Annotated in this window: 22 protein-coding genes and 1 riboswitch; of the genes, 12 read left to right on the forward strand and 10 right to left on the reverse strand. The window is 68.1% G+C overall.

Translation table 11 applies throughout. The features are described from left to right. Positions 1-13: 13 nt before the first annotated feature. The 4 genes from SSKA14_RS21185 to SSKA14_RS21200 all read left to right on the forward strand — a co-directional run bounded on the left by SSKA14_RS21185 (position 14) and on the right by SSKA14_RS21200 (position 3639). Positions 14-979: a ribokinase gene (locus SSKA14_RS21185; RefSeq protein ID WP_008267362.1), complete on the forward strand. Its 966-nt coding sequence runs from the start codon at positions 14-16 to the stop codon at positions 977-979. A gap of 148 nt (positions 980-1127) precedes the next feature. Beyond that, the gene (locus SSKA14_RS21190; RefSeq protein WP_040008892.1) at positions 1128-1559 is read left to right on the forward strand and encodes a hypothetical protein; all 432 of its coding nucleotides are present in this window, start codon (positions 1128-1130) and stop codon (positions 1557-1559) included. Between the two features lie 147 nt (positions 1560-1706). Next, entirely contained in the window at positions 1707-2702 is a 996-nt protein-coding gene (gene dusB / locus SSKA14_RS21195) for a tRNA dihydrouridine synthase DusB (protein WP_040009904.1), read from the forward strand. A gap of 109 nt (positions 2703-2811) precedes the next feature. After that, complete coding sequence (locus SSKA14_RS21200) at positions 2812-3639, forward strand: methyltransferase domain-containing protein (RefSeq protein WP_008267077.1); 828 nt, start codon at positions 2812-2814, stop codon at positions 3637-3639. Between the two features lie 97 nt (positions 3640-3736). Here SSKA14_RS21200 and SSKA14_RS21205 read toward each other — a convergent pair whose 3' ends face one another. The 3 genes from SSKA14_RS21205 to SSKA14_RS21215 all read right to left on the reverse strand — a co-directional run bounded on the left by SSKA14_RS21205 (position 3737) and on the right by SSKA14_RS21215 (position 7412). Continuing rightward, positions 3737-4804 (reverse strand): metal-dependent hydrolase, encoded by a 1068-nt coding sequence (locus SSKA14_RS21205; RefSeq protein WP_008267957.1) that lies wholly within the window; start codon positions 4802-4804, stop codon positions 3737-3739. A gap of 95 nt (positions 4805-4899) precedes the next feature. Continuing rightward, complete coding sequence (locus tag SSKA14_RS21210) at positions 4900-5700, reverse strand: UDP-2,3-diacylglucosamine diphosphatase (RefSeq protein WP_008267473.1); 801 nt, start codon at positions 5698-5700, stop codon at positions 4900-4902. Further along, positions 5697-7412 carry a lysophospholipid acyltransferase family protein gene (locus SSKA14_RS21215; protein WP_040008895.1) on the reverse strand — a complete coding sequence of 572 codons (1716 nt, stop codon included), beginning with the start codon at positions 7410-7412 and terminating at the stop codon, positions 5697-5699. The genes SSKA14_RS21210 and SSKA14_RS21215 overlap by 4 nt, the downstream gene beginning before the upstream one ends. Before the next feature lie 325 nt (positions 7413-7737). Between SSKA14_RS21215 and metK the strand changes: the two genes are divergently transcribed. Both metK and SSKA14_RS21225 read left to right on the forward strand, forming a co-directional pair. Continuing rightward, positions 7738-8949, forward strand: coding sequence for a methionine adenosyltransferase (gene metK / locus SSKA14_RS21220; protein WP_008265075.1), 1212 nt, complete (start codon positions 7738-7740; stop codon positions 8947-8949). Between the two features lie 140 nt (positions 8950-9089). After that, a complete protein-coding gene (locus SSKA14_RS21225) occupies positions 9090-9596 on the forward strand; it encodes an acyl-CoA thioesterase (RefSeq protein WP_008266980.1) in 507 nt (168 codons plus the stop codon). A 67-nt stretch (positions 9597-9663) separates the two neighbouring features. Here the strand turns inward: SSKA14_RS21225 and ppc are convergent, their stop codons facing one another. Together ppc and SSKA14_RS21235 are read right to left on the reverse strand one after the other, a co-directional pair. Beyond that, the gene (ppc, locus tag SSKA14_RS21230) at positions 9664-12375 is read right to left on the reverse strand and encodes a phosphoenolpyruvate carboxylase (RefSeq protein ID WP_008268624.1); all 2712 of its coding nucleotides are present in this window, start codon (positions 12373-12375) and stop codon (positions 9664-9666) included. A 172-nt stretch (positions 12376-12547) separates the two neighbouring features. Then, complete coding sequence (locus SSKA14_RS21235; RefSeq protein WP_008265992.1) at positions 12548-15064, reverse strand: prolyl oligopeptidase family serine peptidase; 2517 nt, start codon at positions 15062-15064, stop codon at positions 12548-12550. Between the two features lie 120 nt (positions 15065-15184). Further along, a riboswitch (S-adenosyl-L-homocysteine riboswitch) is annotated at positions 15185-15268 on the forward strand. A gap of 36 nt (positions 15269-15304) precedes the next feature. Here SSKA14_RS21235 and ahcY point away from each other — a divergent pair. The 3 genes from ahcY to SSKA14_RS21250 all read left to right on the forward strand — a co-directional run bounded on the left by ahcY (position 15305) and on the right by SSKA14_RS21250 (position 17873). Next, positions 15305-16750, forward strand: a complete 1446-nt coding sequence (gene ahcY, locus SSKA14_RS21240) for an adenosylhomocysteinase (protein WP_004154241.1) — start codon at positions 15305-15307, stop codon at positions 16748-16750. 164 nt (positions 16751-16914) lie between these two features. Then, entirely contained in the window at positions 16915-17388 is a 474-nt protein-coding gene (gene ybaK, locus SSKA14_RS21245) for a Cys-tRNA(Pro) deacylase (protein ID WP_008265825.1), read from the forward strand. Next, the gene (locus SSKA14_RS21250) at positions 17388-17873 is read left to right on the forward strand and encodes a hypothetical protein (RefSeq protein WP_040008899.1); all 486 of its coding nucleotides are present in this window, start codon (positions 17388-17390) and stop codon (positions 17871-17873) included. Before ybaK ends, SSKA14_RS21250 begins: the two co-directional genes overlap by 1 nt. Before the next feature lie 69 nt (positions 17874-17942). Here SSKA14_RS21250 and SSKA14_RS21255 read toward each other — a convergent pair whose 3' ends face one another. Together SSKA14_RS21255 and SSKA14_RS21260 are read right to left on the reverse strand one after the other, a co-directional pair. Next, positions 17943-18560, reverse strand: a complete 618-nt coding sequence (locus tag SSKA14_RS21255; protein WP_008268500.1) for an energy transducer TonB — start codon at positions 18558-18560, stop codon at positions 17943-17945. Between the two features lie 118 nt (positions 18561-18678). Then, positions 18679-19236 (reverse strand): DUF3228 family protein, encoded by a 558-nt coding sequence (locus tag SSKA14_RS21260; RefSeq protein WP_008268404.1) that lies wholly within the window; start codon positions 19234-19236, stop codon positions 18679-18681. Between the two features lie 135 nt (positions 19237-19371). Between SSKA14_RS21260 and SSKA14_RS21265 the strand changes: the two genes are divergently transcribed. Then, complete coding sequence (locus SSKA14_RS21265; protein WP_008266384.1) at positions 19372-20889, forward strand: amidohydrolase family protein; 1518 nt, start codon at positions 19372-19374, stop codon at positions 20887-20889. Between the two features lie 6 nt (positions 20890-20895). Here SSKA14_RS21265 and SSKA14_RS21270 read toward each other — a convergent pair whose 3' ends face one another. The 3 genes from SSKA14_RS21270 to SSKA14_RS21280 are packed head-to-tail and all read right to left on the reverse strand — an operon-like array spanning position 20896 to position 23627. Further along, a complete protein-coding gene (locus tag SSKA14_RS21270) occupies positions 20896-21627 on the reverse strand; it encodes a LytTR family DNA-binding domain-containing protein (RefSeq protein WP_008265343.1) in 732 nt (243 codons plus the stop codon). Then, positions 21624-22670, reverse strand: coding sequence for a histidine kinase (locus SSKA14_RS21275; protein WP_040009906.1), 1047 nt, complete (start codon positions 22668-22670; stop codon positions 21624-21626). Before SSKA14_RS21275 ends, SSKA14_RS21270 begins: the two co-directional genes overlap by 4 nt. Before the next feature lie 24 nt (positions 22671-22694). Continuing rightward, the gene (locus SSKA14_RS21280; RefSeq protein ID WP_008265795.1) at positions 22695-23627 is read right to left on the reverse strand and encodes an alpha/beta hydrolase; all 933 of its coding nucleotides are present in this window, start codon (positions 23625-23627) and stop codon (positions 22695-22697) included. Between the two features lie 202 nt (positions 23628-23829). On the opposite strand from SSKA14_RS21280, the gene metF reads away from it, so the two are divergent. Together metF and SSKA14_RS21290 are read left to right on the forward strand one after the other, a co-directional pair. Continuing rightward, positions 23830-24657, forward strand: coding sequence for a methylenetetrahydrofolate reductase [NAD(P)H] (gene metF, locus SSKA14_RS21285; protein WP_040008905.1), 828 nt, complete (start codon positions 23830-23832; stop codon positions 24655-24657). 40 nt (positions 24658-24697) lie between these two features. Further along, positions 24698-25282 (forward strand): DUF4124 domain-containing protein, encoded by a 585-nt coding sequence (locus SSKA14_RS21290; protein ID WP_008266661.1) that lies wholly within the window; start codon positions 24698-24700, stop codon positions 25280-25282. Positions 25283-25317 lie beyond the last annotated feature (35 nt).

Raw genomic sequence — 25317 nt, forward strand, 5'->3', positions numbered from 1 at the left:
GAAAAGATTCCCTATGAGCAGCAGTGTCGTTGTCGTCGGTTCCTTCAATGTCGATCACGTGTGGCGGTGCGAGTCGCTGCCGGCACCGGGTGCGACCATTGCCGGCCGCTACAGCACCGGCCCCGGTGGCAAGGGCTTCAACCAGGCCGTGGCGGCCTGCCGCGCCGGCGCCGACACGCACTTCGTGTGCGCGCTGGGCGATGACGCCGGTGGCGCCACGGCACGCGAGCTGGCCGCGCACGATGGCTTCGGGCTGATCGCCGAAGCCAGCAGCGAGCCGACCGGCACCGCGGGCATCTACGTCGACGCCCGCGGCCGCAACACCATCGTGATCGGCCCGGGCGCCAATGCCGCGCTCAGCACCGACTTCCTGCACCAGCAGCAGGCGCTGCTGACCGGCGCCAAGGTGGTGCTGGTGCAGCTGGAATCGCCGGTGCCGACCATCGAAGCGGCGCTGGCCACCGCGCGCGAGGCCGGTGTCACCACCGTGCTCAACACCGCACCGGCCGATGCCCCTTCGACCATCGGCCTGCTCAAGCTGGCCGATGTGATCACCCCGAACGAGACCGAGTTCGCCGCCCTGCTCGGCCGCCACGTCGGTGAGCGCGTCGACGCCAACGACGTTGCCGCGCTGGACGGTGCCAGCCTGCACGCGCTGTGCCGCAAGCTGGTCGGCAACGGTACGGTGGTGGTGACCCTGGGCTCGGTGGGCGTGTTCGTCTCGCATGCCGAAGAAAACCTGCGCGGCGATACCCAGCCGTACTACCGCGTGGGTGCCGAACAGGTGCAGGCGATCGACACCACCGGTGCCGGCGATGCCTTCAACGGTGCGCTGGCCGCGTCGCTGGCGCAGGTGGCCGATGCCCCGTTCGCGCGCCATGTGCGCTTCGCCAACCAGTTCGCTGGCCGTTCGACCGAGAAGGAAGGCGCCGCTGCAGCCATGCCGCGCTTCACCCCGGCTGATTCCGAAGCAAAGTAGATCCACGCCATGCGTGGATGAGAGGCCCGGGTGTGCAGGCACCCGGGCCTTTCTTTTGGCCAGTTCCCAGCGGCCGCGACCACCTGTCGCATTGCCCATGCAGCGCCCCTCGCCCACCATCCGCCCAGCGTTGTTGCTCGGGCAGGACATGGACGGATTCCCCTGGTTGCTGGCTGCCGCCGCCGGCAGTGCCCTCGCGGCGCTGCTGCACATCGGCTGTATCGCCTTCGGCGCCCCCTGGTACAGATGCTTCGGTGCTGGCCCGCGCGTGGTTCGGCTGGCCCAGGCCGGGCACTGGTGGCCGCCGCTGATGACCGCCGGCATCACCGCGGTGCTGGTGGCCTGGACCCTGTATGCCCTGGCCGCCGCCGGCTGGCATTCACCGTTGCCGGCCAGCCGCTGGGTGCTGCCCGGCATCGCTGCAGTGTTGCTGCTGCGCGCGGCGATGGGCCTCGGGCTGGCGCTGTTCCGCCCCGGCTACAACGGCGTGCGCTTCTGGGCGATCAGCTCGCTGGTCTGCCTGGGCCTGGGGCTGGCCTTCGCCGTGGGCACCCGCCAGGCCTGGCAGAGCCTGGGCTAGCCCCCTACCATCGCCCGCCCTTGGGGGCGGCGGAAGCAACCGTCAAGCATCTGCTGATGCCGGTACGGCATGAGGTCGGTGCCGATCGGCCTGAACCGGACCGCGCCCGACACGGTCGTACCGCCGCCCGCGCCCTACAATGGGCGCATGCAGATCGGCCCGTACACCATTGCCCCCAACGTCGTGCTGGCGCCCATGGCCGGCGTCACCGACAAGCCCTTCCGCCTGCTGTGCAAACGGCTGGGTGCGGGACTGGCCGCCTCCGAAATGACCATCAGCGACCCGCGCTTCTGGAACACGCGCAAGTCGATCCACCGCATGGACCATGACGGCGAACCGGCGCCGATCAGCGTGCAGATCGCCGGCACCGAGCCGCAGCAGCTGGCCGAGGCCGCGCGCTACAACGTGGACCACGGCGCGCAGATCATCGACATCAACATGGGTTGCCCGGCCAAGAAGGTGTGTAACGCCTGGGCGGGCTCGGCGCTGATGCGCGACGAGCAGCTGGTGGCACGCATCCTCGAAGCGGTGGTCAACGCGGTGGACGTGCCGGTCACGCTGAAGATCCGCACCGGTTGGGACTGCGACCACCGCAATGGCCCGCTGATCGCGCGCATTGCCGAGGACAGCGGCATCGCCGCGCTGGCCGTGCATGGCCGCACCCGCGACCAGCATTACACCGGCCAGGCCGAGTACGGCACCATCGGCGAGATCAAGGCCGCGCTGCGCATCCCGGTGATCGCCAACGGCGATATCGATTCGCCGCAGAAGGCCGCCTTGGTGCTGAAGCAGACCGGCGTGGATGCGGTGATGATCGGCCGCTCCGCGCAGGGCCGGCCGTGGATCTTCCGCGAGGTGGCGCATTACCTGGCCACCGGCGAGGAACTGCCGCCGCCGTCGCTGGCCGAGGTGCGCGACATCCTGCTCGGCCACCTGCATGCGCTGCATGCGTTCTATGGCGAACCGCAGGGCGTGCGCATCGCGCGCAAGCATCTGGGCTGGTACGCCAAGGACCGGCCGGAGAACGCCGCCTTCCGCGCGGTGGTCAACCGCGCCCAAGACCCGCAGAGCCAGATCGCGCTGACCACCGAGTACTTCGATCGCCTGATCGCCGGGGAACCGGCGATGCCTTCCGCCGCCTGACTGCGCCAGCTGCCTCGTAACCTGCCCGACTGCCTTGATCCGTAGAGTCGAGCTTGCTCGACTGGCTTCCCCGAACAGTCGAGCAAACTCGACTCTACAAGAGCACACCATGACGCCGCCGATCTCTTCCCCGACCTACCTGCACGGATTTTCCGGCACCGAACAGCAGCGCCTGATGACCCAGGCGCGCCTGCTGGAATCGAGCATCTTCGGCCAGATCGACTACGGCGGTGCGCGTCGCCTGCTGGAAGTGGGCAGCGGCGTCGGTGCGCAGACCGAGATCCTGCTGCGCCGCTTTCCCGAGCTGCACGTGACCGGCGTGGACCTGAGCGAAACGCAGCTGGCCACCGCACGCGAGAATCTGGCGCGCACACCGTGGTGCAGCGACCGCTACACCCTGCAGCAGGCCGATGCCGGCGAACTGCCGTTCGACGCGCGCACCTTCGATTCGGCGTTCCTGTGCTGGGTGCTGGAGCACGTGCCTTCACCGGCGCGCGTGCTGAGCGAGGTGCGCCGCGTGCTGGCGCCGGGGTCCCCGGTGTACATCACCGAGGTGATGAACGCCTCGTTCCTGCTCGATCCGTATTCGCCCCACATCTGGCGCTACTGGATGGCCTTCAACGACTTCCAGTACGACCACGGCGGCGACCCGTTCGTCGGCGCCAAGCTGGGCAACCTGCTGCTGGCCGGTGGTTTCCGCGACGTGCATACGGAGATCAAGACCATCCACCTGGACAACCGCGAACCGGCACGACGCAAGACGATGATCGCGTTCTGGGAGCAGCTGCTGCTGTCCGCCGCCGACCAGCTGCTGCAGGCCGGCCTGGTGGACGAGGACACCGTGGACGGCATGCGCCGCGAGTTCCGGCTGGTGCAGAACGACCCGAACGCGGTGTTCTTCTATTCGTTCGTGCAGGGCCGCGCCACAGTGTATTGAGCCGGCGTTCTACTGCCGATTGAGGCAGTAGAGCCACGCCATGCGTGGCTGCCTTCGCCGATGCCCACACCATCCACGCATGGCGTGGAGCTACGGATCAATGCACGGCGGTGTGGTCGACCGCACCCGGCGATGTCGCCGGTTCCTGCCAGATCCGCTGCCACATCGCGGCCAACCGGCGACCGACGTCAGCACGCGCGGCAGGACTGCTGTAATCCACCCGCACCTGCTCGGGCGTGATCGCCCGCCACTGCCCATCAGCCTGCTCGGCCACCGCGAAGTTGAAGGTGTAATCCGGCTCCAGGCCCATGCGCAGATCGCTCAGCACCAACCGGCCGTCCACCACCTGAGCGCGCATGAAACCACGGTTGAACCACTGCAGCTGCTGCACCGCCGGCACCGATTGCGCCTCGCGCAACGCCTGCACGTTGGACGCATGGCCTTCGAATCGCATCGGCCCGTGGTCGGCCACCAGCGAGCGGTCCCCGACCACGTAACCATTCGGGGTCATTGCCACCACCCGCCACAGCAGGGTGTTGAACGGCATCGGCACCGAGAAGCGCGGCGCATCGCCCAGACCCATCGCGGCCAGGCTCTGTTGGGCGGCACGATCGACCTGCGCCTTGGCCATCAGGCCCCAGCCCAGGTAACCGCTGCTGATCAGCAGGGCCACGCCCAGCACCTTGCCCGCCCACGGCCGCGCGCGGCCGAACCAGGCCAGCACGCAGCCCAGCAGCAGCCACACCGTGTAACCGGGATCGATGATGAAGACGCTGGAGCCCATCGTCGGGTGCGGCCGTAACGGCCACCACAGCTGGGTGCCGTAGACGGTGAACGCATCCAGCAGCGGGTGGGTGACCAGCGCCAGCTGGATCGCCCAGAACCAGCGCACCGGAGACTGTGCGACCCGACCGTTGCCGAAGCGCTTGAACAGCCACCAGATCAGCGCCGCCACCCACGGCAGCACCAGCAGCGAATGGCTGAAGCTGCGGTGCTCGATCATGTTGGCGACCGGGTCGGCCGCAGTGAAGCCCAGCCACAGGGCGTCGAGGTCGGGCAGGGTGCCGAGCGCGGCACCGGCCAGCAGGGCCGCGCGGCGATGGCCGGGCGGTGCGATGGCAGCGGCGACGGCGCCACCGAGCACGATCTGGGTCAATGAGTCCATGCGCCGATGCTAGCGCGATGGCCGCGCGTTTGTAGAGTCGAGCTTGCTCGACTGCGGATAGAGCAGTCGAGCAAGCTCGACTCTACAGAAGGAGGTTATGCCGCCTGCGACAGGCGCGCGCCCGGCAGTTCCACCAGGGTCTGGCCGTTGTGGTCGAGCAAGCGCAAGGCGCCGTCATGATCTTCGGCCAGCGCGGTCAGGCTCTCCACCCAGTCGCCATCGTTGGCGTAGACCAGGCCATCGCGTTCAACCAGCGCCGCGCGATGGATGTGGCCACAGACGATGCCGTCCAGGCCGCGCCGCCGCACGTCATCCAGCCCGGCCTGCACAAAGCGCTCGATGTAGCGCTCGGCCGCACCACTGCGCTTCTTCAGGAATTCCGACAGCGACCAGTAGCGCATGCCCAGCCGGCGGCGCACGGCGTTCAGCGCCTGGTTGCCGGTCAGGATGCGGTAGTACAGCCAGTCGCCGAACTTTTCCTGCAACCCACCGAAGTGAGTCACGCCGTCGTAGTCATCGCCATGCGCCACCAGCAGGCGGCGACCGTCGGCGGTCACGTGGATGGCGCGGCGGCGCACCTGCATCGCCGGCAGCATCAGCCCGCACACCTGGCGCAGCGAAGCATCGTGGTTGCCGGGAATGTAGATGATCTCGGTGCCGGCCCGGCGCAGCGCATGCAGGGCCTGGATGACTTCGCTGTGCGACTGCCGCCAGTTGGCGCGGCGATGGGCCATCCACCACAGATCGATGATGTCGCCGACCAGGTACAGGCGTTCGCAGCGCAGCTGCGAGAGGAACCGCGCCAGCTCGCTGGCATGGCAATGACGTGAACCCAGGTGCACGTCAGAGACGAACACTGCGCGCCGGTGCGGCGACAGGTTCGCCAGCGTGCTCATGCCGGCGTCCCCGCGTCGCGCAGATAGCGTTTGCGCTTGTTCGGCCGGATCGCGCACAGGTCCACTTCGATCAGGCCGTCGATCGAGTCGCTGAAATCCGGGTCGACACCGAAGGCAAGGAAGCGTGCACCGCCGGGTTCGCACAGATCGGTGTACTGCCGGTACAGCGTCGGCACGCCGGTGCCGAGTGCGGCCAGGTTGGCCTTCAGTACATCGAACGCAGCACCTGCATCCAGTTCGCCAAAACTCGGCGGCGCGGCGAAGTACTGGAACGGCCGGTTGGACTCGGCCAGGCCGGCGGTACCGCTGTAATAGCGCTGGTAGTACGCCACCAGCTGCTCGCGCGCATCACGCGGCAGCGCGGCGCTGATCGACACGGCGCCGAACAGGTAGCGGATGCCCGGCCGGCACTGCAGGTAGGCACCAATGCCCTGCCACAGGTAGTCCAGGCTGCGGCTGCCCCAGTAGTCGGGCACCACGAAGCTGCGGCCCAGTTCAAGGCCCTCGGCGATATGGGTGATGGCGTCGTCGGAGTAGCGGAACAGCGACGCGCTGTAGAGCCCGGACAGGCCGTGCCGGGCCAGTGCCTGCGCACCGCGCATGATCCGGTAGGCGCCGGCAATGCGCTGCGCGGCCGCGTCCCAGATCACGATGTGCTCGTACTGCGGATCGTAGTCGTCCAGGTCGCGGCTGCGACCGGTGCCCTCGCCCACCTGGCGGAAGGTCAGCTCACGCAGGCGGCCCAGCTCCAGCAGCAACGGCGAATCTGCGGTGCAGGTCGCCAGCAGGATCTGCTTGCCATCGGCGGTCTGGCCCAGCTGGGCGGCGGCGGCGATGCCGGCAGCGACCTGCGAAGGGGGCACGGGCGCTGCCAGCGGCTCGGGGCCGGCGCAGGCAACGTCCCCGCCGGTCGCGCCATTGCGGCCCAGCGCATACAGCGCGCGACGCACCGCCAACAGCTGCGCCCCGGGATCACCCGCCTTGCCCAGCTGCATCGGCTCGCCGATGCTCAGCCGCAGCGGGCGGCCGCGGCGAGTGAACATCTCGCGTGCCAGCAGCGCGGTGCCGGCCGGCTTGAACAGGGTCGAAGCGCCGTAGAACAGCGCCGAGTTGCGCGCCTCCACCCGCACCGGCAGCACTGGCGCGCCCGCAGCGCGGGCGAAGCGCACGAACCCGCGCTGCCAGCGACCATCGCGGATGCCGCGCAGCGACAAGCGCGAGACCTCACCCGCCGGGAACACGATCACGCACTGCTCGGCGGCCAGCGCCTCTTCAACCGCATGCAGGCTGCCACGCTGCGCCTTGCCACCGAGGATGCGCACCGGCAGCAGCAGATCCTGCAGCGGCGCGATCGCGCCCAGCAGGTCGTTGGCCACGATCCGCACGTCGCGGCGGATGCGGCCGACCGCGTCCAGCAGGGCCAGCGCATCGAGGGCACCGGAGGGATGGTTGGCGACGATCAGCAGGCGGCCGGTGGCCGGGATCTTCGCCAGCGCGGCCGGGTCCACCTGGTACTGGCCGTCGATGAATTCCAGGCCGGCGGCGACGAAGCCGAATCCGCGCAGGCCTGCGCTGCGCTGCAGGAAGGCTTCGATCTGGTCCAGCCGCGACCAGCGGCCGACGCTGCGCAGCAACGGCCGCGCCAGCTGGCCACGGCGGCCATGGAACCAATCGGGGAAGCGTTGCTGAAGGCGCTGTTCGAGTTCCTGCATGGCGGTTCCATTCATGCCCGGCGGCCGGTTTGGCCGACAGCCTGCGCCCGGCAGGCGGCAGCCATGTGGCGGTTTCGGGGCAGAACGATGACCGCAGACCGGGCGTCGCAGGCGGCGCGGTCGGGGCCGTCAGGCCCCCGGCCCGTTGTCACGCTGGTGGAACACTGGGCACTGAGGCTGGACCCCAATCCCCGCCGGACGGCCCTTGCCGGGCCTACGCGGACTTAACCACCGGCAACCGGTACAGGTTCACAATGCACAGGCGGCGCACCCCGTGTATCATGCGCGCCCATCTTTCCATCCGAATCAAGGGATATACCGCCTGATGTCCAGCTATCTCTTCACCTCCGAGTCGGTCTCTGAAGGCCATCCGGACAAGGTTGCCGACCAGATCTCCGATGCGGTGCTGGACGCGATCCTGACCCAGGACCAGCGCGCCCGCGTGGCCTGCGAGACCATGGTCAAGACCGGTGTTGCCATTGTCGCCGGTGAGATCACCACCAGCGCCTGGATTGACCTGGAAGCGCTGACCCGCAAGGTCATCACGGACATCGGCTATGACAGCTCCGAGGTCGGCTTCGACGGCGCCACCTGCGGCGTGCTGAACCTGATCGGCAAGCAGTCGCCGCACATCGCCCAGGGCGTGGACCGCAAGAAGCCGGAAGAAATGGGCGCGGGCGACCAGGGCCTGATGTTCGGCTACGCCACCAACGAGACCGACAGCTACATGCCGGCCGCGATCCACCTGTCGCACCGCCTGGTCGAGCAGCAGGCCAGGATCCGCAAGAAGCGCAACTCGCCGCTGTCGTGGCTGCGCCCGGACGCCAAGAGCCAGGTCACCCTGCGCTATGAAAACGGCGTGGTCTCGGCCATCGACGCCGTGGTGCTGTCGACCCAGCACGCCCCGGGCATCAAGCAGAAGGACCTCATCGAGGCCGTCCGCGAAGAGATCATCAAGCCGGTGCTGCCGGCCAAGTGGCTGCACAAGGGCACCAAGTTCCACATCAACCCGACCGGCAAGTTCGAGATCGGCGGCCCGGTGGGCGACTGCGGCCTGACCGGCCGCAAGATCATCGTCGACACCTACGGCGGCTGGGCCCGTCACGGTGGTGGCGCGTTCTCCGGCAAGGACCCGTCCAAGGTTGACCGTTCGGCAGCCTACGCGGCCCGCTACGTCGCCAAGAACGTGGTTGCCGCCGGCCTGGCCGACCGTTGCGAAGTGCAGGTTTCCTACGCCATCGGCGTGGCTGAGCCGACCTCGATTTCGGTCACCACCTTCGGCACCGGCAAGATCAGCGACGACAAGATCGAGAAGCTGATCCGCAAGCACTTCGACCTGCGTCCGTACGGCATCATCAAGATGCTGGACCTGGTGCACCCGATGTACCAGCAGACCGCGGCCTACGGTCACTTCGGCCGCAAGCCGAAGGAGTTCAGCTACCTCAACGGCGAAGGCGAGACCGTCAACGCCACGGCCTTCTCCTGGGAGAAGACCGACCGCGCCGCCGCCCTGCGCGCCGATGCGAAGCTGAAGTAAGAAACACGAAGGGCCGCTCACGCGGCCCTTCTGCTTACTGTAGAGCCGGCCGCTGGCCGGCTTTTTCATGGCTTCCGGAAACCATCGCGTGGTTGCCGGCCAGCGGCCGGCACTACCCGGTAACCGATACAATCCGGCGCATGTCGACCGAACTGAAAACCCACCAGCTGTCCATGACCGTGCTGATGTCGCCGGAGATGGCCAATTTCTCCGGCAAGGTCCACGGCGGTGCGATCCTGCGCCTGCTCGACCAGGTCGCCTACGCCTGCGCCAGCCGTTACGCCGGCAGCTACGTGGTCACCCTGTCGGTGGACCAGGTGATGTTCCGCCAGCCCATCGCGGTGGGCGAGCTGGTCACCTTCCTGGCCTCGGTGAACTACACCGGTACCTCGTCGATGGAGATCGGCATCAAGGTGGTGGCCGAGGACATCCTCAAGCGCAGCGTGCGCCACGCCAACAGCTGCTTCTTCACAATGGTGGCGGTGGACGAGGAAGGCCGGCCGACGCCGGTGCCAACCTTGCAACCCTCCACCTCCGACGAGAAGCGTCGTCAGGCCGCCGCGCAGATCCGCCGCCAGCTGCGCCAGGAAATGGAACAGCGCCATCTGGAACTGCTGGCGTCGAACCCGCCGTCGCCGGAGGAATGAGGGCGTGCGGGGCAAGCCCAGCACCCACCGAGGCAGGTAGCGCCGGGTCATGCCCGGCGGATGCGGATCAACCCGTGTTCTGCACGCCCTGCGAAACACCGTTCACGCACGCCACCAGCGCGCGCAGCAGATCGTCATCCTCGCGCCCGCTGGCCCGCCAGCGCTGCAGCAGGTCCACCTGCAGCACGCTGATCGGATCGACGTAGGGATTGCGCAGGCGGATCGACAGCGCCAGCCGCGCATCGTGGTCCAACAGTGTCTGCTGGTCCATCAGCGCCAGCAGCCAGTGCCGGGTCAGTTCCAGTTCGCGCTGCACCTGCGGGAAGAAACGCCCGTGCAGCTCACCGGACAGCTTCGAGAACTGCTCGGCGATGGTGATATCACCCTTGGACAGCACCATCGCGATGTCGTCCAGGAAGGTACGGAAGAACGGCCAGTCACGTGCCATCTCGCGCAGGGTCTGCTCGTGGCCGGCATCAACCGCCGCCTGCAGGCCACTGCCCACGCCATACCAGCCGGGAATCACCGCGCGCGCCTGGCTCCAGGCGAACACCCACGGAATCGCGCGCAGGTTGCCCAGCGCCGCGTCCTGGCCGAGCCGGCGTGACGGCCGCGAGCCCAGCGTCATGCGCTCGATCACATCGATCGGCGTGGCGGTGCGGAAGTAGTCCATGAAGCCGGCCTGGCCGACGAAGCCGCGATACACCTCGCTGCTGGCCGAGGCCACCGCGTCCATCACCGGCCGCCAGTCGTCCTCGCGCGGCTCAGGTGCGCGTGGCCGCAGGCTGGCGCGCAATACCGCGCCGGTGGCCTGTTCCAGCGAACGCAGGGCCAGCGCACGGATGCCGTACTTGCGGTGGATCACTTCGCCCTGCTCGGTCACCCGCAGGCGGCCATCGATGCTGCCACGCGGCGAAGCATCCACCGCGTGGGTGGTCTTGCCGCCACCCCGGCTGATCGAACCACCACGGCCATGGAAGAAGGTCAGGCGGATGCCGGCCTCGGCCGCCACCTCCAGCAGTTCCACCTGCGCACGCTGCAGGCCCCAGCGCGAGGCGGCGATGCCACCGTCCTTGCTGCTGTCCGAATAGCCCAGCATCACCATCTGCACGTCGTCGCGTGCTTGCAGGTGTGCGCGATAGATGGGGTCGGCCAGCAGATCACGCAGGGTCGCGGTGCCGCGCTTGAGGTCATTCACGGTTTCAAACAACGGTGCGATGTCCAGGGGCACCGCGCCATCGCCCTGCACCAGCCCACCACGGCGCGCCAATGCGAGCACCGCCAGCACGTCGCTGCGGTCATGCGCCATCGAGATGATGTAGTTGCCCAGCGCATCACCGCCGTGGCGTGCGCGCGCATCGGCCAGCGCCGCGAACACCGCGTCCAGGCGCTGATTGCCTTCATCGTCACCCTTCGGCAACGGCGCCTCACCACTGGCATGCGGTGCCAGCAGGCGCGCGCGGCCCACGGCATCCAGACCGTCCCACGCCGCGTCACCGCCCAGCACGGTGGCCAGCGCGCGCGCATGCACGCTCGACTCCTGGCGCACATCCAACCGCGCCAGATGGAAACCGAACGTCTTGACCCGCCACAGCAGGCGCTGCACGGCAAAGCCACCGGCATGCTCGCCGCGGTTGGCGCGCAGGCTGTGGAGGATCAACTGCAGGTCGTCGATCAGTTCGTCGGGGCCGGCGTAGGCACCCTCGCCATCGTCCAGCGTGGCCTGCAGGCGCGCGCGCATGCGGTCGTTGAGCAGCCGGTACGGCATGTCAGCATGGCGCGGCCGTGACTGCACCTTTGGCATCATCTGCTGGTAGTGCTGCACACGTGCCTGCAAAGCATCGCTGACGCCCACCCGCTCGGTGGACTGGCTGAGCAGGCTGGCCAGCTGCAGCAGTTCCTTCTGGTAACGCCCCAGCACCGACTGCCGCTGCGCATCCAGCGTGTTGCGGATGGTGGTGGCATCCACGTTGGGATTGCCATCCATGTCGCCGCCGACCCAGGTGCCGAAGCGCAGCAGGCGCGGCAGCGGCAGTTCTCCGCCGTAGGTGTCACGCAGCGCCTGTTGCAGCGATTCGTACAGCACCGGAATCACCCGGTACAGCACCTGCACCAGGTAGAAGCCGACGTGCTCGCGCTCGTCATCGACAGTGGGCCGCACCGGCGAGGAATCGGTGGTCTGCCACGACGCGGTCAGCGCCATGCGGAAGCGCGCGGCATCGGCCGCGGCTTCGCCCGGCGTGCGCTGGCCGTCGAGGTTGTCGACCAGGCTGGCCACCATCAGCTGCTCTTTCTCCAGCAGTGCGCGGCGCACGGCTTCGGTGGGATGCGCGGTGAACACCGGTTCGATGTCGATACGTGGCAGCCACTGCGCCAGCTCGTCCAGGCCCACGCCCTGCACCTTCAGGTGCTGCAGCGCGTCCTGCAGGCCATCGGGCTGCGGCGCGGCAGTGCCGGCCCGCTGGTAGTCACGCCGGCGGCGAATGCGATGCACGCGCTCGGCGATGTTGACCACCTGGAAGTAGGTGCTGAACGCACGCACCATGGTCTCGGCCTGCTGCGGCGTGCGCCCGGCCAGCCCTTCGGCCAGCTCCGACAGTGGCGCCTGGTTCTCGCGGCGGGCGATGGCGCGGGTGCGCACCTCCTCGACATCGTCGAGGAAAGCGGCGGACACCTGTTCCACCAGCAGGTCGCCGACCAGCGCACCGAGCCGGCGCACGTCATCGCGAAGCGGAAGATCGGGAGAAGCGAACTCGATGCTGCTGCGGTACTCGTTCATCGGCGACGCACAGGCCTCGGTCAACGGATCCAGACCCCAAGCCTATCCCAGATCGGGCGTCGTGCTGCGATGCAAAAATGGTTTCATCTGGTAGTGCCGGCCGCTGGCCGGCAACCTCAGGTTGCGTGGGTCCATGAGGTTGCCGGCCAGCGGCCGGCACTACCGGGTCCGGTCAGCGCTTCTTCATCGCCTTGCCCTGCTCGGCCGGGCCGATGGTCTGCTCCAGCCAGCGCTCGCTCTCGGCCAGCATGGTCATGATCGATTCGCGTGCGCGGTAAGCATGCGATTCGTTCGGCAGCATCACCAGCCGCGCGGTGCCACCCAGGCCCTTCACCGCGGCGAACATGCGCTCGCTCTGGATCGGGAACGTGCCGGAGTTGTTGTCGTCCACGCCGTGGATGAAGAGGATCGGATCCTTGATCCTGTCGGCGTAGTTGAACGGTGCCATCTTCTGGTACACGTCCTGCGCCTGCCAGTAGTTGCGCTCCTCGGCCTGGAAACCGAACGGGGTGAGCGTGCGGTTGTAGGCGCCACTGCGCGCGATGCCGGCCTTGAACAGGCGGGTGTGCGCCAACAGGTTGGCGGTCATGAATGCACCGTAGGAATGGCCACCGATGGCGATGTGATCGCGGTCGGTCACGCCACGCCGCACCACTTCATCCACTGCGGCCTGGGCATTGGCCACCAGCTGTTCGATGTAGGTGTCGTTGGGCTCCTTGTCGCCCTCGCCGATGATCGGCATCGACGGGCTGGCCAGCACCACGTAGCCCTTGGCCAGGAACGCCTGCGGGCCCCAGTAACTGATCGCGTTGAAACGGTACGGCGAATCGGTGACCTGGCTGGCCGCGGCTGCGCTCTTGAACTCACCCGGGTAGGCCCACATCAGCAGCGGGCGCGGGCCGTCACGCTTCGGGTCATAGCCCGGCGGCAGCAGCAGGGTCGCGGTCAGATCGACACCGTCCTTGCGCTTGTAGCGGATCTGCTCCTTCTGCACGCCCTTCAGCTGCGGCAGCGGGTGCGCAAAGTGGGTCAGTGCGCGCGGGGCGGCGCCGGCGTCGGCCAGCGACTGCACGTAGAAGTTGGCCGGCTCGTCCGGGCTTTCACGGCTCAGCAGCAGCGAACTGCCCTGTTCGTCCAGCAGCGCAACCGGCAACGAATAGCTCGGTGCCTGCGAGTGGAACAGGCGCGTCGCCTTGCCGCTGGCGATGTCGAAGCGGTCGACGAACGGGCGGTCGCCTTCCGGCGAGGCACCGGCACCGGCCAGGTACAGGCTGCTGCCATCGGTGCTGGTCTGCAGCAGCGAGCGGCCGCGGTCGTCGCTGGACAACAGCGGCCGGCCCGGATCGGCGTAGCGGTCCTGTGCGTCGCGATCCCACAGCAGGCGCGGCTCGGCACCGGCGTTGTCCGGGGCGATCAGCCAGGTCTTGGTCTTGCGGGTCTTCCACCACGATTCGGTCAGCAGGGCCAGGTCGCCACGGCCCCAGCTGATGCCGGCCAGGCGGCTGCCGAGCTGGGCCAGGGTTACCGGCGGTTTGTCGAAGGGTGCGGCCTGCATCAGCACCGCATCGCGCACCTTGGCCTCCCTGTTCGGGTCGCCGCCGTCCTGCGCCTCGGCCCACACCAGGGTGGCATCGGCATCACCGCGCCAGCGGATGTCACGCACGCCGGTCACCTCGGCATCGTTGCCGGTCGGCAGGCCTTCCACCAGCGGGCGCACCGCCACGGTGTGCACCAGCTTGCCGCTGGCACGGTCGATCACTTCGATGCGGCGCGGGAAGCTGTCCACCGGCACCACGTACGAGTACGGGCGCTGCACCGGCTGGCGCAGCACGTAGCGGCCATCCGGCGAAACCGAGAAGCCCATGAAGATGCCGGCCGCGCCGATCGGGCGGGTGTTGCCGTCCAGGCTGACTTCCACTGGCTGCGCGGTGGCGTAGTAATCGAACTGGCGCGCGTCGGCCTCGTTCTTCAGCAGGTCCTGGTAGGTACGGATCGAGACGACGCCGCCGCCCTGGCTGGTCTGCTGCACGGCCGGGCCGGTCGGGATGCCGTCCGCGGCGGGGGCGGCGCCCAGGTTGGCCGGGCGGGTGAACACCACCAGCCCACGGCTGTCCGGTAGCCACTGGTAGCCACTGCCCATCACCGTGTTCAGGCCGGCAACCAGGCGGCGGGCGTTGCCGGCAGCCACATCCACCAGCCACAGTTCATTGGCGCCGCTGGCGGCGTCCACCTGGTTGAACGCCAGCCACTTCTGGTCCGGCGACCACATCAGGCTGGCGATCGACAGCGTGCCCGGCAGGCCGCTGATCGGCCGTTCCTTGCCGTCGGCCACGTTCATCAGCCACAGCTTCTCGCCGAAGCTGAAGCGGCTGTCGGAGAACGTGCGCGGGTTGATGCGCTGGCCAGCCAGCTTCAATTCCGGCTGCGCCACCACCTGGATCGACGGCAGCGACGGCATCTGCATCAGCGCGGCCACGTCGCGGCGCGGCGACAGGAACAGCGAGGGCGCGCGCGGCGCGTCGACCACCGCCTGCAGCGCGGCCGAGGGCAGTTCGTACGCCGTGACGCCCTGCGCCTGCGCCGCAGCCGGCTGCGGGGTGGCCGAGAAGGCCAGCGGGGCCACTGCCAGCAGCCCCATCGACAGGACCAGGCCGGTCCAGCGCCGTGCCCGGCGCGTGTGCATGCTCATCGTTCCACCTGTGTGATGCGTGAAAACACCGACCTTAACAGGCCGTGCATGCCTGCCCATCTGCCGATGGTTGGGTCATCCCTGTGTCATGACGGGGCCGCGATATAATGGGGGTTCTCCCCTGCCGAGGGGCGCTGCGACCGGATCCCACGAGGCCCGGCCAGGCTCGGTAAGGTGGCTATGCAACAACGGCGCCCGGCCAGATGCGAGCACCCGCTCGCCCACAACCGGAGCACACGAATGAACGCTGTTGCCAAGACCTTCTCCACCGAAGGTGATTACAAGATCCGCGACATCACCCTGGCCGACTGGGGCCGCAAGGAACTGGACATCGCCGAGCACGAGATGCCGGGCCTGATGTCGATCCGCCGCAAGTACCAGGCCGAGCTGCCGCTGAAGGGCGTGCGCGTGACCGGCTCGCTGCACATGACCATCCAGACCGCGGTGCTGATCGAGACCCTGAAGGACATCGGCGCCGACGTGCGCTGGGCCTCGTGCAACATCTTCTCGACCCAGGACCACGCCGCTGCCGCCATCGCCGCCACCGGCACCCCGGTGTTCGCCTGGAAGGGCGAAACCCTGGAAGAGTACTGGGACTGCACCCTGGACGCGCTGACCTTCACCCTGGCCGACGGCACCCTGACCGGCCCGGAGCTGGTGGTCGACGACGGCGGTGACGTGACCCTGCTGATCCACAAGGGCTACGAGCTGGAAAACGGTAGCGACTGGGTCAACACTGCGTCCTCCTCGCACGAAGAACAGGTCATCAAGAACCTGCTCAAGCGCGTCGCCAAGGAGCGCCCGGGTTACTGGGGCCGCGTGGTGAAGGACTGGAAGGGCGTCTCCGAAGAGACCACCACCGGCGTGCACCGCCTGTACCAGCTGGCCCAGGCCGGCACCCTGCTGATCCCGGCGATCAACGTCAACGACTCGGTCACCAAGAGCAAGTTCGACAACCTGTACGGCTGCCGCGAGTCGCTGGCCGATGGCCTGAAGCGCGCGATGGACGTGATGCTGGCCGGCAAGGTCGCCGTGGTCTGCGGCTATGGCGACGTCGGCAAGGGCTGCGCCGCGTCGCTGCGTGCCTATGGCGCGCGCGTGATCGTCACCGAGATCGACCCGATCTGCGCCCTGCAGGCGGCGATGGAAGGCTATGAAGTCAACACCATCGAATCGACCCTGGGCCGTGCCGACCTGTACGTCACCACCACCGGCAACAAGGACATCATCCGCATCGAGCACCTGAGCGCGATGAAGGACCAGGCCATCGTCTGCAACATCGGCCACTTCGACAACGAGATCCAGGTCGATGCGCTGGTGTCGTTCGCTGGCATCAAGCACGTCAACATCAAGCCGCAGGTGGACAAGTACATCTTCCCGAACGGCAACGCGATCTTCCTGCTGGCCGAAGGCCGCCTGGTGAACCTGGGCTGCGCCACCGGCCACCCGAGCTTCGTGATGTCCAACAGCTTCGCCAACCAGACCCTGGCACAGATCGACCTGTGGGCGAACAAGGACAGCTATGAGAAGAAGGTCTACCTGCTGCCGAAGAAGCTGGACGAGGAAGTGGCCCGCCTGCACCTGGAAAAGATCGGCGTGAAGCTGACCACCCTGAGCCAGGAACAGGCCGACTACATCGGCGTGCCGGTGGAAGGCCCGTTCAAGCCGGATCACTACCGCTACTGATGCCTGTGGTGTGCCGGCCCACGGCCAGCGCTCCCGGTGCAAGCAACACACGGAACGGGCGCCTTCGGGCGCCCGTTCTGCGTCTGCATTCAGCCACGCACCCCGCATCCACCCGCAATAGCCTCGGTCAAGGCAACGCCTCCGCCCCGCGCTACGATGCCGCCATGACACCGGCCATCAACCTGCTCAAGCGCGAGAAGATCGCCCACACCGTGCGCAGCTATGTGCACGACGCCCATGCCGAATCCTATGGCGGCGAAGCCGTCGACAAGCTCGGCCTGGACCCGGCCCAGGTGTTCAAGACCCTGCTGGCCAGCACCGAAACCCACGAACTGCTGGTGGCGATCGTGCCGGTGGCCGGCCAGCTGGACCTGAAGGCGCTGGCCGAAGCCGCCCGCTGCAAGAAGTGCGAAATGGCCGCGGCCGATGCCGCGCAGCGTGCGACCGGCTACCTGGTCGGCGGCATCAGTCCACTCGGGCAGAAGAAGCGCCTGCGCACCTTCCTCGATGCCAGCGCCGAAGTGCTGTCGACGCTGCATGTCAGCGCCGGGCGGCGTGGCCTGGAGGTGGAACTGGCGCCGGACGACCTGCTGCGCCTGACCGCCGGCCAGTACGCGGCAATCGGCAAGGCACGCTGATGCGCTGGCCGTGGTCCGCCGCACCGTCACCACGCCTTGAAGATCCCCAGGCCGACGTGCTGCTGCAGGACCTGCTGTCACGCGACGGTGCACGCATCACCGACGCGGCCCGCACGGTCGCGCGTCTGTTCAGCGCGTCTTCGCTGGACGCCCTGGCAGTGCATGCGGCCTTGATTGAACAACGCTGCCAGGGCATCGCGCTGGGTGGCATGCTGATCAGCAACCAGGCGCACCTGAAGGCGGCCCTGCAGCGGCTACGCTACTGGCAGGCGCGCCAGGGCTGCCTGTGCGCGCTCAATCCCGACTATCCGTTCTTCGATCCCCGCCGCCTGCTTGAACAGGGGCAGATGCAGCTGCTCTCGGTGCAGGACGCCGAGGATGGATGGGGCGACTGCCACACCGTTGCCTGCGTGCAGTGCGCCCAGCACTGGCAGGCGATCGACCGCGAATACCATTACCCCTGGTGGGAGTGGCAAGCCATCTGACAGCGACGCAGCCACGCACGGCGTGGCTCTACCGCGGTCCAGTGGATCCACGCCATGCTTGGATGGCGGTCACTCCACAAGCTCATACCGCATCGGCACGCGCACAATGGTCAGCGCCGGCACCGTGCTTTGGGCATCGCCACGCACGAAATGCCAACCACGCAGCTCTTCCACCGCCGCCTCGTCCAGTACCGTATGGCCACTGGAGGTCTCCACGATCACCGCAACCACTGCGCCGTTCGCATCGATCAGTGCCTTGAGCAGGCTGCGCCCGGAAAGCCCCTGATCCATGGCTTCGCGCGGATAACGCGGCAGCTTTCCGCGCGGCTGCAACCAGGGAACACCTTCGCCGGCGAACAGGTCCTGGCTGCTGCGCGCAGCACATCGCTTCGGTGTGCGCAGCAGCAGTGATGGACGCAGGTTGTCGGCCGTCACCTCCGCAGGCGCTGCGCAGGCATGCTGCGCCAGTACCTCCAGCATCTGCTGCTGCCGAAGCAGCCCCTTGCCGTCGCTCTCCGTCACTTCGACCACGCAGCGTCCGTCCCGGGGCTGCATCGACAATGCAGTCACGCTCGCATCGCGAAGTCCGGAAACCGTGGCCAATGGCGCACACGCAGTATCAGCAGAGGGCTTCGCCGCCAACACCGTGGCGGCGGGCAAGATGCCCGCCAGCAACACCGGGATCATCCTTGTCCAGACAGCCATGCCCCGCCCTCCGTGGGTTTGCCTGCCCCGATCATACCTGGCGCATGGGAGCGGATGATCGGGTCAGCGCCCCGCGGTACGAGGATCTGACCCGGGACGGCTACGGCCGCCAGTTGGCGTTGTTCTCCCAGAACGCCACCGAGCGCTGGTAGGCTTCGCGGTCCAGCGGCACGCCGGAGCCGCCCTCCTCCACGCCCAGCGCATTGCGCATCATGGTGATCGGCGCCATCGGCACTTCTTCCGGTTCGGCGGTGTAGATGCAGCCGACGATGCCCCAGTCGGCCTCGATCGGCGAACCCTCCTTGGCCAGCTGCTCGGCGCTATAAAGGATCACCACCAGGTAGTTCGCGCGCGGCGACTCCACGCCTTCGAACCAACGCACCAGCACCGGCAGCTCATCACGGTTGCGCGCTTCATAGCCGCTGCGCAACTGGTGGCGGTTGGCCTCGGTCACCGGCACCGTCAGGCAGCGCGTGCGGGTCCAGTTCTCGTAGACAAACAGCTTGCAGAACGGCGCATAGCCGTCGAGCACCTTCAGCGGTGCGTGCGCATTGAGGTGCGCCTCGAACTGCTCGGCGGTGCAATCCTGGATGGTGTTGCCGCGTGGTACGCGCGGGAACAGGCGGGGACGGGCGAAATCGGTGAGGACGATGGACATGGCGCGATGTGATCAGGAGTTCTGCCGCACAGGGTAACCGCCCCACAGGCGGCAGGGGCGGATGCCGATGCTCACTGGCATCCGATCCAGGTTTGCCGCACCCTGCGCAGGACCCACCGCAAGGATCGCCGGCTCATGGAAGCAGCACGTGCATTGCCCCGTCCCGCCCCCCGTCGTCGCTGGCCGAAGGTGCTGGCCGTACTCCTGCTGGCGCCGCCGTTGCTGTTCGCCGCTGCCCTGTTCTGGCCGCTGTCGGCACCGCCGTTGCCCGAGCCAGGGAACAGCCGCGTGATCGTCAATGCCCGTGTGGTGGACGTCGTACGCGGCCAGGTCAGCGCACCGACCACGGTGACGCTGCGCGACGGCACGATCACCGCCATTGGCGAAAGCGTTGACGATGCAGCGTTGCCGGTCTTCGACGCCGGTGGCCGCTGGCTGCTGCCCGGCTTCTGGGACATGCACACCCATGCGCTGCAGTTGTCGCCGCAGCTGCAGTTCCCGCTGATGCTGGCCAACGGCATCACCGGTACCCGCGACATGATGGACTGCCCGCAGGCCACCGATCCACTGATCGCCTGCGTGGCCGACAAGCGCCGCTGGACCGCACAGGCCATCGCCGGGCAGCAGGTTGCGCCGCGTTTCGTGCAGGTCGCCAGCTTCTACTTCGAAGATCCTGCGCTTGCGCCGGAAGCCGCCGCTGAGCGTGCACGCACGTACAGCGCGCGTGGCGTCGACGCGTTGAAGGTCTACAACCGGCTGCGTGCCGATACCTACCAGCGGCTGGCCACCGAGGCGCAGCAGCTGCGTCGCCCGCTGGTCGGCCACCTGCCCAGGGCCGTGCCATTGGAAACTGCGTTGCAGGCCGGCCAGCGCAGCTTCGAGCACGCCCATCTGTTCGTACGCCACTGCTTCGACAACGCGGCGGCGTGGCGCGGCGGCACGCTCGACGGCGAAGACCCGACCGCGCTGGCCGAACGGATGGTCAGCGGCTTCCAGCCGGCCCTCTGCAGCGAAGCGTTCGGATTGATGCAGGCCAGCGGTGCGGCGTTCGTGCCGACCCACGTCACCCGCGAGGAAGACGCACGCGCACGCGATCCGGCCTTCATCGACGATCCGCGCCTGGCCTATCTGGACCCGCTTTCGCGCTGGGCCTGGCGCGACGATCTGCAGGCCACGGTGGAGCGCTACCCCGGGCTGCGCGGCGACGACGTGCTGAAGGCCTACTTCGCGCATGGACTGGCGCTGACCGGTGCCGCGCATCATGCAGGCGTCACCGTGCTGGTCGGCACCGATACCGGGCTGGGTGGTTTCCGCTACCACGATGAACTGCAGTGGCTGCGACGGGCGGGCCTGAGCCAGGCCGACGTACTACGCGCCGCCACGCTGCAGGCCGCGCGTCATCTGGAGCTGCAGGCATCGCACGGCAGCATCGAGGTCGGCAAGGCCGCCGACCTGGTCCTGCTCGATGGCAACCCGCTGCACGACACCGCCAACACCCGCCGCGTGCACGCCGTGCTGCTGGCCGGCCACCTCTACGACCGCCCGCGACTGGATGCCCTGCAGGCCTATGCCCGTGCACAGGCACGATCGCCCGCAGTGATGGCGCGCCTGCTGTGGGGTTTCGTCACCAGCCCGGTCAGTGCCGAACTGTAGCGGCGGCTACAACGCCATACGCTCGCGCAGCTCGCGTGCCTGCCGCCGCGATACTTCCACTTCGCTGCCGTCATCCAGCGCCAGGTCGTAGCCATCGCCGACGCTCGGCGTCACCGCGCGGATACGGCGCAGATTGACCAGCGTGTTGCGGTTGGCCCGGAAGAACAGCTCCTGCGGCAGGCGTGCTTCCAATGCGCTCAGGCTACGGGTCAGCAGCGCGTTCTGGTCGCGGAACCACAGCCGCGTGTAGTTGCCGTCCACCACCAGCCGCCGGATCTCGGCGACCGCCACGAACCAGCAGCGCTCGCCCTCGCGCACGAACACCTGGTCCTGCGCGCCCAGCGTGCCACGCAACACCGGCGCTTCGGTCGTCTCCACCTCGCGCTGGCGCGCCCGCTCCAGCGCCTCCAGCAGCCGCGGCGCCTCCACCGGCTTGACCAGATAGTCCAGCGCGTTGGCCTGGAAGGCGCGTACCGCATAGCCGTCGAAGGCCGTGACGAACACCACCGCCGGCACGGATTCCAGTCCCTCCAGCACGTCGAAGCCACTGCCGGAGGGCATCTGCACATCCAGCAGCACCAGGTCCGGTGCCAGCGCTGCAATCGCCTCGCGCGCAGCCGGCACGTCGTCGGCCTCGCCCACGCACTGCACCCACGGCAACGCCGACAGCAGCGTGCGCAGCTCCTGCCGCGCAAGCCGCGCGTCATCGACAATCAACACACGCAGCATGCCACTCATTGCGCAATCTCCAGCACGGCCTGCATGCGCTCGCCGACCGGCTGCAGGATGAAACGACCACGCGTGCCCAGCTGTGCACGCAGATAGGCCAGGCCGACACCATGCCCGTGAGTGGGCTCGATCGCGCTGCCCAATGGATTGTCCACCTGCAGGCGCAGCACATCGTTGTCCAACGTGGCACGGATCTGCACTTCGCCACCGCCGGGGCGGCTGGCGATGCCGTGCTTGATCGCGTTTTCCACCAGCAGCTGCAGCGCCATCGCCGGCAACTGTGCCTGCGTGGCATCGGCATCAATCTGCTGCCGCACCTGCAGGCGCTGTTCGAAGTGGATCGCCTCGATGGCCAGATAGTCATCCACCACCGCCAGCTCCTCGGCCAGCGTGACCTGCTCGCTGCGGTTGTGCGCCAGCGCCTGGCGCAGGGTGCGCGACAGGCGGGTGACCATGTCGCGTGCGCGCTCGGGATCTTCCAGGATCAACGCACGCAGGTTGTTCAGCGCATTGAACATGAAATGCGGATTGAGCCGCGCGCGCAGTGCATCGCGCTCCAGCGCGCTGCGCTCGGCTTCCGCGCGCAGCCGGGCCAGCTCCGCACCCCGTATCCGGCGCAGGCTGTGCAGGCCTGCCCACAGCGCGGTCCACAGCGCCAGCATCACCGCCGTGGTGTACCAGTAGAGCAGCAGCGCCTTGGGGCTGAAGTCGGCCACCTGGCGACCGGCATCCACCCATCCCGAAGCCAGCGCCACGTGCAGGGCGATGTTCACCAGCGCCTGCGCCAGCGCCGCGCCGAGCGCCACCGACACGGCCAACCGCAACAACAGCCCGGCGGTACCGCGCGACCACCAGCCGGCGCGCAGGGCCAGCGCACGAATGCCACCGCTGCAGCCGAACAGGCTGACCGCCAGGCCGACCGTGATCAGCACGCCCGCGCTTCCGGCGTCGGCCAGATAGGCATGCCGCAGCGCGATGCCGGCGGCCGCGTAGAGTGCCCATACCAACGCATTGAGCAGCCAGAAGCGTACCGACGAAGAGGAGTCCGGCATGTCCATTCCGAGGCGTGTTGAAACTCAGGGGTGACGGTCGAGGAAGGCCTGCACCTGCCCGCGCAGCCAGCTCGGATCATCCCACATCAGGAAGTGGAAACCCTGCGCGCTCATCGCGATCTGCACGTCGTGCAGCTTCGCGTACTGGGCCTGGAACACCCCCCGGGTGCTCGCTTCGGTGCCTCCCATCGGCTGGTAGCCGGCCCAGCTGCCCAGCACCAGTGTCGGCGCGCTGATCGAGGCGATGCTGTCACGCAGGTCGGTGGTCATCACCGCGTGCATCGCATCGGCCGTGGTCTGGCGGTCACTGCTTTCGCCCCAGCGGCCCAGTTCCGCCTGCCGCTGCGGGTCACGGGTCATGCCCGGCAGGCCGGCCTTCAGCTGCGCCTGCCACTGCGCAGCGTCGGCGGCGAGCATGCCCTTGCGCAGCTGCTCGGCCATCGGCCGCACGCTGTCCGCAGTGGCGTTCGGGTCACGTGCCGCCGGCAGGAACGGCAGCGCGTCCACCACCACCAGCGCGCTGACCGCCTTCGGCTCGGCCTGTGCCATCTGCAACCCCAGCAGGCCCCCCAGGCTGTGGCCGACCACCACCACCGGGCCCAGATGCTGGTCACGCAGGTAGGCCAGCAGCTGCGCACGCATCGCCGGCAGGAACCCGGCCGGGCGCGGATCGGCCGGCGCGGCGCCGGCAAAACCCGGCAACTGCACCAGATGGCATTGCACGTCCTTCAAGGCCAGGCAGGTCTCGCGCCAGACCTCTGCGCCGCTGTTGAGGCCGGGGATCATCAACAGCGGGCGGCCCTTGCCGACCACCTCGACCTCCACCTTGCCGGGGTCCGGGCCGCGGGTTGGGGCCGCATGCGCCGATCCGGAACCCAGCACGGCCATCGCCATGCCGATCATCGCCAGCCGTGCCAGCGCCTTCATCGCGTACCAGAGTGCCAGGAAGATCTTCATCGTCTGCTCCTTCATCGGGTGGGTGTTGCCGGGTTGGGCTCAGCGTGCCGCCAGCCACAGCGCCCCTGTTGCGAATCCGGAGCAACGGCCGGACACCCGGGCGAACGGTCGCCGGCGGGGGAAGGCGCTCGTCACATCGCTCGTACACATCAATCTTGATGAAGCGATATACTTGCCAGCACCTGCCGCCGCCGCCCGCGCCATGACCGCCATCAGCTTCGAGTTCTATCCACCCAAGACCGACGAACAGCGCAACCAGCTCGACCGCGCCGCGGACAAGCTGAAGGACTACGGACCCGAGTACGTGTCATGCACCTTCGGCGCCGGTGGATCGACCCTGAGCTACACCTCCGAAACCGTGCGCCACCTCAACCAGCACCATGGCTTCGAAGCGGCCCCCCACCTGTCCTGCGTTGGCGGCACCCGCCAGGAAATCCGCGAACTGCTCAAGCTCTACCGCGCCATCGGCTGCGACCGCCTGGTCGCGTTGCGCGGCGACCTGCCCTCCGGCATGGGTTTCCCCGGCGACATGCGCTATGCCGCCGAACTGATCGCCTTCATCCGCGCCGAGCACGGCGACGCCTTCCGCATCGAGGTCGGTGCCTACCCGGAAACCCATCCGCAGGCCTCCGATGCATTGGCCGACCTGAAGCACTTCAAGGCCAAGATCGATGCCGGTGCCGATGCGGCGATCACCCAGTATTTCTACAACCCGGATGCGTACTTCCATTTCGTCGACGCGGTGCAGCGGCTCGGCGTGCAGGTACCGATCACGCCCGGCATCATGCCGATCGCCAACTTCAGCCAGCTGCGCCGCTTTTCCGAGCAGTGCGGCGCGGAGATCCCACGCTGGATCAGCCGCAGGATGCAGGCCTATGGCGATGACGTGGATTCGGTGCGTGCATTCGGCACCGAAGTGGTGGCCAAGCTGTGCCAGCGCCTGATCGAGGGCGGCGCACCCGGCCTGCACTTCTACACCTTGAACCTGGCCAAGCCGACCACGTCGGTGCTGAAATTGCTGCAGCTGTGAAAGCACGCCGCGCGAAGCGGAACGGCGTTACCCTGCGCGGATGATCCGGCTCTCCTTCCTGCTGTTGCTGCTGCCGCTGTGGTCTGTCACCAGCGTCGCCCACGCGCAATCCACGCGCCTGAACCGCTGCACCGATGCACAGGGCCAGAGCGTGTATACCGACCGTCCCTGCGACAGCCTGGGCGCGCAGTCACGTCTGCCACCGCCTGCGCCTACCGGCGGCACCCTGCAGCGCGACACCCTGGGTGCACGCTGCCCACGGCGGCTGAGCGAGCTGGTGGAAGCGCTGCGTACCGGCATCCTCAGCAACGACGTGAACCGGCTGTCCTCGCTGTACCTGTGGGGCGCGGTCTCCGACGCAGGCGCGCAGCGCATCCTCGGTCAGCTGGAATCATTGGCGCGGCGGCCGCTGGTGGACGTGGTGCCGGTGTATGCGCGGCAGGAACAGGACGCCTCGCAGGCGCTGGAGCAGGGCGATCCGGTGCCAGGCTCCGAACCCGAACCGCCTGCCGCACGGCATCCGGTCGGCCTGCGCCTGGAGCAGACGTTGCCCGGCAGCGTTGCACGTGCATCCACCGTGCTGGGATTGCGGCGGCAGTACGGGTGTTTCTGGATCACGTTGTGATCGCAGGGGGTCATCCACGCATGGCGTGGATCTAC

Source organism: Stenotrophomonas sp. SKA14, from assembly GCF_000158575.1.
Taxonomy (GTDB): Bacteria; Pseudomonadota; Gammaproteobacteria; order Xanthomonadales; family Xanthomonadaceae; genus Stenotrophomonas; species Stenotrophomonas forensis.